Here is a 12,991-nt window from a genome sequence, read left to right as displayed (position 1 = left end):
TCAAAGTTAGCTGAAGCCGTGCCCACGGAAAGCGTCCACCGAAAGCGAATCACAATCAACAACGGACTTTAACAGAGTCTATTTTTTAAAAATCAAAAACCCACCAATAACGATTAAAATCGCTGGCCAAAAGCGTTCTAAATGGTAAAACACATAATCAAACCAATGAAACCAGCTTGGCATGGCAATAGTAGTAATAGCAATAAAAGAAATGATTAAAAAAATAAGTCCAATAATTAATCCTTGATTCGTTTTTTGTGCTCTTAATAAGAATGCAAAACCAATGATCAGCGTATACATTCCCCAATGATCAAGCCAGTTTGAAGTATGTACTAAAGCATGAAAATGAATACCTAATCCAAATAGTATAACCCCAGGGAAGATATTGTCATGTTGTTTATTTCCATATCCATTGAATAAAAACGCAATTCCTAATATGATTAATATAGTAGGCCAAGTATCGAATCTTGATAAAAAAGGTATGGAATATTGTTGGAGTATAAAATAAATTCCAATACCAATAAGAATAATACCTAAAAATGATTTCTGTTGTTTCATTAACTCCGCTCCTAAAACGATTTTCTTGATGGATGGAATACCTTATGTTAATCTTACAATAGTTATTAATAATTATTCTAATTTAATATTATCATAAATTTTCATATTATGTTCATTATTTTGAGCGTAATATTTATAGTACTATTGGTATACTAACATTATAAAGCTTGTACGTATAGATAGGGGTGAAGGGTATGCATGTCATAGTTGTCAGTTTGAACTATCGGACAGCCCCAGTTGAAATAAGAGAAAAGTTAGCCTTTTCAGGTGAACATGTTGGAGAAGCGATGGTCGCGCTTAATCAAGAGAAAAGCATCTTAGAGAATGTCATTGTCTCTACATGTAATCGAACGGAAATATACGTTGTTGCAGACCAGTTACACACTGGTCGTTATTATGTTAAGCGATTTATGGCTAATTGGTTCTCAGTTGATATCGATGAAGTAACAAACCATGTTGAAATTTCAGAGGACAAAGATGCAATTCAACATCTTTTCCGTGTATCTGCAGGGCTTGATTCTATGGTTCTAGGAGAAACACAAATTCTTGGGCAAGTAAAAGACTCGTTCCAAATTGCTCAGAAAAATGAAGCATCTGGTTTAGTCTTTAATCAGTTGTTTAAACAAGCCATTACAGCTGCTAAACGTTCACATCGTGAAACGGAAATTGGTGAACATGCAGTATCTATTAGTTACGCTGCAGTAGAGTTGTCTAAGACAATCTTTGGACAGTTAAAGAATCAACACGTCGTCATTCTCGGGGCCGGTAAAATGGGTGAACTGGCTGTTCAAAATCTACATGGTAGCGGTGTGAGTAAAATTACAGTTGTTAATCGAACATTATCTAAAGCTGAAGAATTAGCTTCTCGTTTTTCTGGACAAGCTAAATCATTAGATGATTTTGAATCTGTTCTAACAGATGCTGATATTTTGATTACTTCAGCTGGTGCTAAGGATTATGTATTAACTAAAAAAGATATGAATCAATTATTAAAACAACGTAATGGTAAACCATTATTCTTAGTTGATATTGCTGTGCCTCGTAATCTGGATCCAGCAATTGATGAATTAGATGATGTTTTCTTATATGATATTGATGATCTGCAAGGGATTGTCGATCAAAACCTTTCTGAACGTCAGAAAGCAGCAAAAGAAATTGAAACTATGATTATAGATGAAATGAATGAATTTGAAGAATGGTTAACGACGTTGGGTGTTGTTCCAATTATTTCAGCGCTTAGAAAGAAAGCTTTAACGATTCAAGAGGAAACAATGGCGTCAATTGAACGAAAAATGCCGAACCTTAGTAATCGTGAACGTAAAGTATTAAATAAACACACTAAAAGTATAATTAATCAGATGTTAAAAGAACCAATCCTACAAGCCAAGGAAATGGCCGGCGAAGAACATGCTGATGATATGCTTAAGTTATTTATTAGAGTATTTGGCATAGATGATGAGGTTAAAGAAGAACTGGAACTACAATCTCAGAAACATCACAGTCATGAAAAAGTGAGCCATTCATTACCATTAGCAGGACTAATTCAGGCGATTCAACATCGCTAATATAAGGGGAAACTCCTATGAGTGCCTTTGGAGAATTTCGTATCTATGAACTGATTGTCATTTTATATGGACTAAGTTTAATTATGTATTTCTATGACTTTGTTAAACAAGACCGGAAGGCAAACAAAATGGCCTTCTGGTTACTTTTAATGGTTTGGTTTTTACAGACCATTTTTTTATTTGGAGAAATTTATATATCGGGGACATTACCAATTTTAAGTCTATCAGAAGGTCTTTATTTTTATGCTTGGTTAATATTACTGGTATCTATTGTAGTGAATTATTTTTACAAGGTAGATTTTTTAGTGTTTGTTATTAATGTGGTTGGTTTTATCATTATGGTCATATTCTTAGTTTCACATTTGACTAACAGTGATACCACATTTGGCGTTCAATTTATTGGGGAGATGTTATTTTCCCATATAATTTTAGCGTTTATTTCTTATACTCTATTCACTCTATCTTTTGCATTTTCAGTTTTATATCTACTACAATTTAATATGTTGAAGAAGAAAAAATGGGGACGAACAATTAAGCGTCTTGGTCGTTTAGGTCAATTAGAAGAATTGTCGTATCTATTGATGATTATAGCAGCTCCATTACTGTTTATTTCATTAGTATTAGGGGTAATATGGGCATATACTGCAAATGATTTATTCTATTGGTTTGACCCAAAAACGGTAGGATCGTTTATCGTCTTCGTTATATATTCTGTGATTTTGTATCGAAAAGCAACAAAACGCTCTGTAGGTAAAGATTTAGCTTATTCCAACACGTTAGCGTTTTCTATATTATTTTTAAATTATTTTTTCTTTAATTTAATTTCAAATTTTCATTTTAATTAGGAGGATCACGATGAGAAAAATCGTTATTGGATCGAGACGTAGTAATCTGGCATTAACTCAAACAGACTGGGTGATTAATGAACTAAAAAAACATACGAGTGACTACGAATTTGAAGTGAAGAGAATTGTAACTAAAGGTGACCAAATTCTTAATGTTACACTTTCAAAAGTTGGTGGGAAGGGACTCTTCGTAAAAGAAATTGAGCAAGCGATGTTTGATGAAGAAATTGATATGGCTGTACATAGCATGAAAGATATGCCGTCCCAACTACCAGATGGTTTAAAAATCGCATGCGTACCAGAAAGAGAAGATCATCGAGATGCCTTTATTTCAAATGACCATGTGTCGTTAGATGAGTTAAAAGAAGGGGCAATTGTTGGAACGAGTAGTTTACGTCGTGGAGCTCAAATTCTTGCTTATCGACCAGACTTAAAAATTCAATGGATTCGTGGAAATATTGACACACGACTAAGAAAATTAAAGGAAGAAAACTTTGATGCGATTATTTTAGCGGCTGCAGGATTAAAACGCATGGGATGGTCAACTGAACTAGTAACTCAGTTTCTGGAACCAGAAGTATGTTTGCCAGCTGTTGGGCAAGGTGCGTTAGCGATCGAGTGTCGTGAAAGCGATCAAGAATTAATTGATTTACTAGAGAAAATTAATAATGAATACACAGCAACAACGGTCTCTGCTGAAAGAAAGTTCCTTAGTATGTTAGAAGGAAGCTGTTCAGTACCAATAGCTGGATACGCAGTTAGAGAAGGCGATGAGATTGTATTAACAGCATTAGTGTCATCTTCAGATGGTAAAAAGGTATTAAAAACAGTTAAAAGCTCTAAGGATCCAATTAAAGCAGGAGAAGAAGCTGCGAATGAATTAATTAAACAGGGTGCTAAAGAACTGGTTGAGCAAGCGAAGAAAGAAATGGAAGACAACTAATGGCAACCTTAAAGGGGAAGTGTATTTTTATTTCTCGTGAACTGGGGAAAGCACAAGATTTTATTCTTCCGCTTGAAAATAAAGGTGCAACTGTATATCCTTTACCGTTAATTCGGTTTGTAAGATGGGATCGTGATAAGAATCATATAATTTTAGATAATCTTTCACGTTTTGATTGGATCGTTTTTACCAGTGCTAACGGTGTTAAATATTTTTTCGAGACAATAGAAGCTCACCAAACAAGTAATAGTTCGTTATCTTCAACTCGTTTTGCAGTAGTTGGAACTAAAACTGAGGCAATGTTATTTGAGTACGGATATAAAGCTTCTTTTGTTCCAGAAACTTTTGATGCTAATCACTTTAGTAAAGATTTTATTAAAAAAATGCCCCTTACAAATGTTTTAGTGGTCAAAGGAAACCTGTCCCGTGATGTGATTGATCAAGCGTTGGAAGAAGAAAGTATTGATTATACAAATATATTTGTCTATCAGACTTTAACTAATGAAGAAGTTAAAGATCCATTGATAAATTATGTTAATCAACGATTGATAGACGGATATGTGTTTACGTCACCTTCTTCTTTAAACGCTTTTGAAGAGTTATTGGGTGAAATCCCATTAGATGTACTTGAAACGCCATGCTTTTGTATTGGAGAAACAACTCAGGCAAAAGCTATTGAGATAGGCTTTAATCAAACGTATTTTCCTAAAAACTTTACGTTAGAAGGACTATCACAGTTCGTTATCAATTATTATTCTGGAAAGGAGTCATAGTTATGACTAACCTACAGTTTGACCGTCATCGCCGTTTAAGAAATTCAGCAAATATGCGAGCGCTTGTACGTGAAACTCACTTAAATGTTGAAGATTTAATTTATCCTATTTTTGTTTTAGAAGAAAAGGGTCAAAAAAATGAAGTGCCTTCAATGCCAGGGATTTATCAATTCTCAATAGATCGTTTACATGAAGAAATGGATGAAGTGGTAAAGTTAGGGATTCGTTCTGTCTTGTTATTTGGAGTTCCTAATCATAAAGATGAAGTTGGATCAGAAGCCTATAATGATGAAGGTATTATCCAACAAGCTACTCGTTTTATTAAAGAAAATTACCCAGAAATTATTGTTGTTGCTGACACTTGTTTATGTGAGTATACCGACCATGGGCATTGTGGCGTCATACATAATCATTACGTTGATAATGATGAATCGTTACCATTATTAGTTCAAACAGCTGTATCACAAGCAAAAGCTGGTGCTGATATTATTGCGCCTTCAAACATGATGGATGGTTTTGTAACTGCCATTAGAGAAGGTTTAGATCAAGCTGGTTTTGAAAATATCCCTGTCATGTCTTATGCAATTAAATATGCTTCAGCATTTTACGGTCCATTCCGAGATGCAGCAGGAAGTACGCCACAGTTTGGCGACCGAAAAACATATCAAATGGATCCAGCTAACCGTTTAGAAGCTCAACGTGAAGCGGAATCTGATGTAATGGAAGGCGCTGACTTTTTAATCGTTAAGCCGGCAATGACCTATTTAGATATCGTAAGAGAGGTAAGAGATCGTTTTAACGTACCGGTAGTTGCTTATAATGTGAGTGGTGAATATTCAATGGTTAAAGCTGCTGCGCAAAATAGCTGGATAGATGAAAAGCAAATTGTATTAGAGAAATTAACTTCAATGAAACGAGCAGGAGCAGATTTAATCATTACTTACGCAGCTAAAGATGTAGCAAAATGGATACAAGAATAATAGGAGGCCTGATTTGATGAGTAATCATGAAAAGTCAAAAGCTTTATTTAATGAAGCGGTTGATTTATTACCAGGTGGAGTAAACTCACCTGTACGTGCGTTTAATTCAGTTAATATGGATCCTATTTACATGGAAGAAGGTAAAGGGTCTAAAATTTATGATGTTGATGGAAATGAATATATTGATTATGTCTTAAGCTGGGGACCACTTATTTTAGGACATGCTCATGAAAAAGTAGTTTCTACTTTAAAGAAAGTGATGGAAAAAGGAACTAGCTTTGGTGCGAATGTTGAGTATGAGAACAAACTAGCTAAATTAGTGATCGACCGTGTACCATCTATTGAAATGGTAAGAATGGTGAATTCGGGTACAGAAGCAACAATGAGTGCATTACGGTTAGCTAGAGGCTACACAGGACGAGATAAGATCTTGAAATTCGAAGGTAACTATCACGGTCATGGGGATTCGCTGTTAATTAAAGCAGGTTCAGGAGTAGCTACTCTTGGTTTACCTGATAGCCCAGGTGTACCATCATCTATTGCTCAGAATACAATTACAGTGCCTTATAATGATCAAGAAAGTGTTAAATATGCTTTTGAACAATATGGCGATGATATCGCTGCGGTCATTGTAGAACCAGTCTCAGGGAATATGGGGGTTGTGCCTCCAGTAAATGACTTCTTATCTTACTTGAGAGAGATAACTGAACAAAATGGTTCATTACTTATTTTTGATGAAGTCATGACTGGCTTTAGAGTTGGTTATAATTGCGCGCAAGGTTACTTTGGTGTTACGCCTGATTTAACTTGCTTAGGTAAAGTAATTGGTGGAGGTCTACCTGTTGGCGCATATGGTGGTAAGCGTGAGATTATGGAGCGTATAGCTCCAGCTGGCGACATTTATCAAGCAGGAACGTTATCAGGTAATCCTCTAGCGATGGCAGCTGGGTATGAAACATTAAGTCAGTTAACTGAAGAGTCATACGAAGAAATTAATAAAAAAGCTGACCGTTTAATCGAAGGATATAAACAAGCTGCTGAACAATATGGTGTACCATTACAGGTGAATCGTGCAGGTTCAATGATAGGATTCTTTTTCACTGACCAAGAAGTTATTAACTTTGAAACTGCAAAATCATCTGATCTTGATTGGTTTGCCGAATATTACCGTGCTATGGCGGACCAAGGTATCTTCTTACCGCCATCACAGTTTGAAGGTATGTTCTTATCAACTGTTCATACTGATGAGGATATCGAAAAAACGATTAAAGCTGCTGAACAAGTTTTTAGTCAATATAAGAAATAATTTAATTAATCCCACAATACATTTTAAGTATTGTGGGATTGTTTTATGTTAATCCTTGTAAATCCTTTTTATAGTGTTCTTTTTAAATACAAGTTGTCATATATCTAGTGGTAAAGGATATTTGTGAGGAGGATGAGCATTGAGTACACATGGAAATGAACCATTTTTATTTGACATGCATGAACAGATCTCATTTCGCCAGGGGGAAGAAATTGATGATTTGTACGGAATTTCCATTCAACCGGATGTTAATATCATAAAAGAATCTAATTACATCCAGTTGCGTGGCGTTTTAATGGTATCAGGAGATTATCAATCACTACCAGGCGAAGAACCTATGTATTATATGGATGATTCAGATGAAGAAAATTATGTGCAACAAGTTAAAGCACTGGATAATGGCTTTACAACATTCCAGTATCCTATTCCGGTAGACATAACTTTACCTAGTAATCGTGTGAATGAAACAGGCGAACCCGATGTTGAAATTGAGTATTTTGATTATGAATTGCCGGAACCTAAAACATTACATGTATATGCTAAAATACGTTTAGCAAACGTAGAAATGATTGAAGAAGATGCAGTCAGGCATGAGGAAGAAGTAAGTCCAGATTTTCAGCTTCAAGAAGTTCCAAGCTTTGAAGATGATGAGTTTGATGAAACAGAAAACAGTGAACCTCAAAGTGAAGATAATGATGAAAAAGGTCGAGAGTTTTGGCAGAAAAAGCAATCTCAATCATTTAATGAATTCTTCAATAAGAAAGAAGAGGCTAAAGTAAATGAAGAAAGTAAACAACAAGAAAATAAAGAAGCAGTAGAGCAAAAGAAACCAAAAGAAGAAAAGAAAAAAGCAGCTGAGCAGGAAAAACAGGAAGAAAAGAAAAAAGCAGCAGAACAAAAGCCACAAAAAGATGAAAATGAACAAGTAAAAGAAGCGGAAAATAAAAAATCTAAAAAGCAAATGGAAGTAAATGAAAAGGCTCAAAAGAAAAAGAAAAAAGAAAAACCTAAAGCTAAGAGCAAGGAAGAAGAAAATATTGAACCAGCACAAAACCCAAGTAACGATCAAATGGAAGGTGAGGAGTCTGATAATGAAAAACCTAAGAAGAAAGGGATGCTTGGTTTAAACTATCTGTCTAACTTCTTCCGTGATGCTGATGAACCTGAAAAAGTGCAAGTTAGAATGAGATTTGTCCAAGAGAATGAGACTATAGATTCGATTGCTAATGCATACCAGGTATCAGTTGCACATCTAGAACGTCTTAACGGTCTTGATTCAGAGAATCATCTCAAGGCTGGAGATGTTTTATACGTTCCTTATAAGAAGTAGAGTGTTAAATCCATTCTAAGTAAAAGGCTATATATACACCAACTAAAAAGCCAGCTAAAAACACATCAAGTGTAGTAGGCCATAAAAGAGTACGAATTAATTGAAAGATCATGATGGGTAACGTGCATTTTTCGATGACAAATATACAATGCCTTGCCCAAGGTGGTAAGCGATATCGGTAATACCTAGCCATTAGTCTCCTCCTCTCTATTACACAATATGAGGAGGAAGATAAAATGTGTTTAATAATAGCCAAAAAGGTGGGCGTGTGCCTGCCTTTTTATATTTTTAGGATGTCATATACTACCTTCTGATATTTACCTTAGAAATAAAATATTAATCGCATATTTTTATTGAAAATAATTGACTTATTCAGTAAAATACGTATAGAATAATAATCAAAACCTTATACTGTTATAAATGCTTTGAAAGAGAAGAGTACAGGTTAGATTCCGACAGAGAGGGAAACATTTGCTGAAAGTTTCCTCGGTGTGAAAGCTTGGAAGGTCGCTCTGAATACGCAGATTCATTGAACTGATAGTAGATGAATCCGGGAAAACCGTTAATTTATTGAGGTGCGCAAACTATATTAGTTTGTGAACAAAGGTGGTACCGCGAAAGTAAATCTTTTCGTCCTTTTTTAAGGATGAAAAGATTTTTTTATTTTTATAAAGAATTTTAGGAGGGAATTATATGGCAGACCAAAATACTTCAATGGCGCCAAAGTATCATCCACAAGAAGTAGAGAAGGATCGTTACAACTTCTGGGTGGATGGGAAATTTTTCGAAGCAAAAGATGATCATTCGAAGGAACCGTTCACGGTTGTTATTCCACCACCCAATGTTACGGGACGACTTCACTTAGGTCATGCTTGGGATACGACATTACAAGATATTATTACGCGTTATAAACGTATGCGTGGATACGATGTTCTATGGTTACCTGGGATGGACCATGCGGGTATTGCAACTCAGGCTAAAGTTGAAGGTAAGCTTAAAGAAGAAGGCGTAAGCCGTTATGACTTAGGACGTGAGAAGTTCCTGGAGCGTTCATGGGAATGGAAAGAGGAATACGCTTCATTCATCCGTCAGCAGTGGGAAAAGTTAGGTCTTGGCTTAGACTATTCAAGGGAACGTTTTACCTTGGATGAAGGGTTATCAAATGCAGTTAAAGAAGTATTTGTTACGCTTTATGAAAAAGGATTAATTTACCGAGGCGAGTATATCATCAACTGGGACCCTAGTACCCAAACTGCATTATCAGATATTGAAGTTATTTATGATGATGTAAATGGTGCATTTTATCATATGAAGTACCCTTTAACAGATGGATCAGGGCATATTGAAATTGCAACGACTCGACCTGAAACAATGCTAGGCGATACAGCTGTTGCTGTTCATCCTAAAGATGAGCGTTATAAGCATTTAATAGGTAAAAAGGTTACACTACCAATTGTAGGTCGTGAAATTGAAATTGTAGCTGATGATTATGTAGACATGGAGTTTGGATCTGGTGCTGTTAAAATTACACCAGCCCATGACCCAAATGATTTTGAAATTGGTAACCGTCATAACTTAGAGCGTATATTAGTTATGAATGAAGATGGTTCAATGAATGAAAATGCTGATAAATATCAAGGTTTAGATCGTTTTGAATGCCGTAAACAACTAGTTAAAGACTTACAGGATGAAGGCGTCTTATTCAAAATTGAAGAGCATCATCATTCTGTTGGTCATTCTGAACGAAGTGGAGCAGTTGTTGAACCTTATCTATCAACTCAATGGTTCGTAAAAATGGAGCCCCTTGCTGAAGAAGCTGTAAATCTACAAAAATCTGAGGACAAAGTAAATTTTGTTCCTGAACGTTTCGAGAACACTTATTTAAACTGGATGGAAAACATCCGAGATTGGTGTATTTCCCGTCAATTGTGGTGGGGACATCGTATTCCAGCTTGGTATAATAAAGAAACTGGAGAAGTTTACGTTGGAAGGGAAGCGCCTGAAGATTTAGAGAATTGGGAGCAAGATGAAGACGTTTTAGATACATGGTTTTCATCTGCATTATGGCCTTTTTCTACCATGGGTTGGCCAGATGAAGAAAGTGAAGATTTTAAACGTTATTTCCCAACAGATGCACTAGTAACTGGTTACGATATTATCTTCTTCTGGGTAGCACGAATGGTCTTTCAGTCTAAGGAATTTACAAACCGTCGTCCGTTTAAAGATGTTATTATGCATGGTTTAGTACGTGATGCACAAGGACGTAAGATGAGTAAATCACTTGGTAATGGTGTTGACCCGATGGATGTAATCGACCAATACGGAGCGGATTCTCTACGTTACTTCTTGGCGACAGGCTCTTCGCCTGGTCAAGACTTACGTTTCCATTGGGAAAAAGTTGAATCAACTTGGAACTTCGCCAATAAGATTTGGAATGCTTCACGATTTGTAATTATGAATTTAGAGGATTTGAAATATGAAGATATTGATTTGTCAAAAGATAAATCATTAGCTGATGAATGGATTCTAACTCGACTAAATGAAACGATTGAAAATGTTACTCGTAATATTGATCGCTATGACTTTGGTGAAGCTGGAAGACATTTATATAACTTCATTTGGGATGAGTTCTGTGATTGGTATATTGAAATGGCTAAGCTACCATTATACGGTGAAGATGAAGAGGCTAAACAGACAACTCGCTCAGTGCTAGTTGTGACTTTAGATAGCATTTTAAGAATGTTACATCCGTTTATGCCGTTCATTACCGAGGAAATATGGCAGCACATTCCACATGAGGGCGAGTCTATTGTTGAAGCATCTTGGCCAGAGGTTCGTAGTGAATACAATAATGAACAGTCATCAAAAGAAATGCAGCGATTAGTTTCAATCATTCGTGCTGTTAGAAATGTACGATCTGAAGTGGATACACCTATGTCTAAGGAAATTAAAATTATGATTAAACCTAATGATGATTCAGTTGTTAATGAACTTAAAAATAATAGAGTATACTTAGATCGTTTCTGTAATCCTGAGGAACTTATAATTGAAACAGATGTTTCAGTACCAGAGCAGGCAAAAAGTGCAGTAGTTACCGGTGCGGAAATTTTCTTCCCACTTGAAGGTTTAATTGATATCGATGCTGAAATTGATCGATTAAAACAAGAGTTAGATAAATGGAACAAGGAAGTCGATCGGGTTCAAAAGAAACTATCTAATGAAAACTTTGTAAGTAAAGCACCAGAACATGTTGTACAGGAAGAACGAGACAAAGAAAAAGACTATCTGGAAAAACAGCGATTAGTAGAAGAACGAATTAAAGAATTAGAAGGATAAATATCAATTGCCTGCCTTTAGGGCAGGCAATTATTATATGAGGGATTATTATGAATGAACAACAAGCCATTAACTGGATACATGATCAATTAAAATTTGGGATTAAGCCAGGCTTAAAACGAGTAGAGTGGTTATTAGAGAACTTGGATCACCCTGAAAATCAACTAAAACTTCTTCACGTGGCAGGAACTAATGGCAAAGGGTCAACTGTATCTTACATGCGAAATATTCTAGAAATGCATGGTTTTACAGTGGGTACATTTACTTCGCCTTATATTGAGATTTTTAATGAGCGAATTAGTATAAACGGACAGCCCATTTCTGGGAGTCAATTAGTTAAGTATGTAGAACTACTTCAACCACTAAGTGATCGATTAGGCAATACAGAGTTAGGAAGACCGACTGAGTTCGAATTAATCACGGTTATAGCTTTGAAATTTTTTTATGACTCAGCTGTAGATTATGCTATTTTTGAAGTCGGACTAGGAGGCAGATTAGATTCTACCAATGTGATCAATCCAATACTGTCACTTATTACAATGATTGGTTATGATCATACGGATATACTTGGTGATACGCTTGAAGAAATTTCATATGAAAAAGCAGGTATTATTAAATCTGAAGCTCCAGTCATTACAAATGTATTAGAAAATGAAGCTTTTCAAGTTATTAAAGAACAGGCAGCCTCCAAAAGAAGTCCATTATATCGTTTACATGAAGACTATCATTATAGTTGGGTAGCAAGTCGTAAGCAAGGAGAAATATTTACATTTGTAACTTCGGATTTACAAATAGATAATATTAAATTAAGTATGAGCGGCAAACATCAAATAGAAAATGCAACAATAGCCATATACAGTATAAAAAAAATATCCGAAATAGAGGGATTTTCTTTGTCGATAGAGAAAATTATAGAAGGTATAGAGAAAACAAAGTGGATTGGACGATTCGAAATTATTCACACCAATCCAACAATAATACTAGATGGAGCCCATAATTTAGAGGCGATATGTACCTTGGTCAATACGATTGAACAACGGTACTCAAATGAAGACGTTCATATTTTATTGTCAATTTTAAAGAATAAACCGATTATACCTATGTTGCAGACACTGCAAGAGAATTTTGAGAACATAACGATAGCAACATTTAACTTTTTCAGAAGTTATAGGTATAAAGAACTATTACCTTATGCTGACAATTACGGTATAATAGTTTCAGAAAATTGGAAACAAACTATTCAAAACTTTATTGATAGCGGAAAAACAGATCGTGTTTTAATAATTACAGGTTCTTTATATTTTATATCAGAGGTCAGAGATTTCTTAACCCGAACTAATAGTGAGACGAATTAA

11 protein-coding genes and 1 other annotated feature are annotated in these 12,991 nt (G+C 35.4%); of the genes, 9 read left to right on the top strand and 2 right to left on the bottom strand.

Annotated elements, in window-relative coordinates:
• Positions 1 to 78: 78 nt before the first annotated feature.
• Positions 79 to 558, bottom strand: coding sequence for a LiaI-LiaF-like domain-containing protein (locus tag E3U55_RS00730; protein WP_134338410.1), 480 nt, complete (start codon positions 556 to 558; stop codon positions 79 to 81).
• 194 nt (positions 559 to 752) lie between these two features.
• Here E3U55_RS00730 and hemA point away from each other — a divergent pair, with 194 nt between their 5' ends.
• The 7 genes from hemA (at position 753) to E3U55_RS00695 (ending at position 8,300) form a co-directional block, all read left to right on the top strand.
• Complete coding sequence (gene hemA / locus E3U55_RS00725) at positions 753 to 2,123, top strand: glutamyl-tRNA reductase (RefSeq protein WP_134338409.1); 1,371 nt, start codon at positions 753 to 755, stop codon at positions 2,121 to 2,123.
• 17 nt (positions 2,124 to 2,140) lie between these two features.
• Positions 2,141 to 2,968 carry a cytochrome c biogenesis protein gene (locus E3U55_RS00720; protein ID WP_134338408.1) on the top strand — a complete coding sequence of 276 codons (828 nt, stop codon included), beginning with the start codon at positions 2,141 to 2,143 and terminating at the stop codon, positions 2,966 to 2,968.
• A gap of 10 nt (positions 2,969 to 2,978) precedes the next feature.
• The gene (gene hemC, locus E3U55_RS00715) at positions 2,979 to 3,911 is read left to right on the top strand and encodes a hydroxymethylbilane synthase (RefSeq protein ID WP_134338407.1); all 933 of its coding nucleotides are present in this window, start codon (positions 2,979 to 2,981) and stop codon (positions 3,909 to 3,911) included.
• Positions 3,911 to 4,684, top strand: a complete 774-nt coding sequence (locus tag E3U55_RS00710) for a uroporphyrinogen-III synthase (RefSeq protein WP_134338406.1) — start codon at positions 3,911 to 3,913, stop codon at positions 4,682 to 4,684. Before hemC ends, E3U55_RS00710 begins: the two co-directional genes overlap by 1 nt.
• A gap of 2 nt (positions 4,685 to 4,686) precedes the next feature.
• The gene (gene hemB, locus E3U55_RS00705) at positions 4,687 to 5,664 is read left to right on the top strand and encodes a porphobilinogen synthase (protein WP_134338405.1); all 978 of its coding nucleotides are present in this window, start codon (positions 4,687 to 4,689) and stop codon (positions 5,662 to 5,664) included.
• Between the two features lie 16 nt (positions 5,665 to 5,680).
• The gene (gene hemL / locus E3U55_RS00700; RefSeq protein ID WP_134338404.1) at positions 5,681 to 6,970 is read left to right on the top strand and encodes a glutamate-1-semialdehyde 2,1-aminomutase; all 1,290 of its coding nucleotides are present in this window, start codon (positions 5,681 to 5,683) and stop codon (positions 6,968 to 6,970) included.
• 139 nt (positions 6,971 to 7,109) lie between these two features.
• A complete protein-coding gene (locus E3U55_RS00695) occupies positions 7,110 to 8,300 on the top strand; it encodes a LysM peptidoglycan-binding domain-containing protein (protein WP_134338403.1) in 1,191 nt (396 codons plus the stop codon).
• Positions 8,301 to 8,304: 4 nt separating this feature from the next.
• Here E3U55_RS00695 and E3U55_RS00690 read toward each other — a convergent pair whose 3' ends face one another.
• The gene (locus tag E3U55_RS00690) at positions 8,305 to 8,493 is read right to left on the bottom strand and encodes a hypothetical protein (protein ID WP_134338402.1); all 189 of its coding nucleotides are present in this window, start codon (positions 8,491 to 8,493) and stop codon (positions 8,305 to 8,307) included.
• Between the two features lie 223 nt (positions 8,494 to 8,716).
• Positions 8,717 to 8,941 (top strand) — a binding site (T-box leader).
• 52 nt (positions 8,942 to 8,993) lie between these two features.
• Between E3U55_RS00690 and E3U55_RS00685 the strand changes: the two genes are divergently transcribed.
• A complete protein-coding gene (locus E3U55_RS00685; protein ID WP_134338401.1) occupies positions 8,994 to 11,636 on the top strand; it encodes a valine--tRNA ligase in 2,643 nt (880 codons plus the stop codon).
• 50 nt (positions 11,637 to 11,686) lie between these two features.
• On the top strand, positions 11,687 to 12,991 hold the full coding sequence (locus E3U55_RS00680; protein ID WP_134338400.1) for a bifunctional folylpolyglutamate synthase/dihydrofolate synthase: 1,305 nt from the start codon (positions 11,687 to 11,689) through the stop codon (positions 12,989 to 12,991).

Source organism: Filobacillus milosensis, assembly GCF_004402015.1.
GTDB lineage: Bacteria > Bacillota > Bacilli > Bacillales > Alkalibacillaceae > Filobacillus > Filobacillus milosensis.
The sequence above is the reverse complement of the archived record's forward strand: the minus strand, read 5'-3'. Positions and strand labels throughout refer to the sequence as shown.

Coding starts and splice junctions, on each gene's coding strand:
- E3U55_RS00730 (WP_134338410.1), bottom strand. CDS start 558: ATGAAACAACAGAAATCATTTTTAGGTATTATTCTTATTGGTATTGGA.
- hemA (WP_134338409.1), top strand. CDS start 753: ATGCATGTCATAGTTGTCAGTTTGAACTATCGGACAGCCCCAGTTGAA.
- E3U55_RS00720 (WP_134338408.1), top strand. CDS start 2,141: ATGAGTGCCTTTGGAGAATTTCGTATCTATGAACTGATTGTCATTTTA.
- hemC (WP_134338407.1), top strand. CDS start 2,979: ATGAGAAAAATCGTTATTGGATCGAGACGTAGTAATCTGGCATTAACT.
- E3U55_RS00710 (WP_134338406.1), top strand. CDS start 3,911: ATGGCAACCTTAAAGGGGAAGTGTATTTTTATTTCTCGTGAACTGGGG.
- hemB (WP_134338405.1), top strand. CDS start 4,687: ATGACTAACCTACAGTTTGACCGTCATCGCCGTTTAAGAAATTCAGCA.
- hemL (WP_134338404.1), top strand. CDS start 5,681: ATGAGTAATCATGAAAAGTCAAAAGCTTTATTTAATGAAGCGGTTGAT.
- E3U55_RS00690 (WP_134338402.1), bottom strand. CDS start 8,493: ATGGCTAGGTATTACCGATATCGCTTACCACCTTGGGCAAGGCATTGT.
- E3U55_RS00685 (WP_134338401.1), top strand. CDS start 8,994: ATGGCAGACCAAAATACTTCAATGGCGCCAAAGTATCATCCACAAGAA.
- E3U55_RS00680 (WP_134338400.1), top strand. CDS start 11,687: ATGAATGAACAACAAGCCATTAACTGGATACATGATCAATTAAAATTT.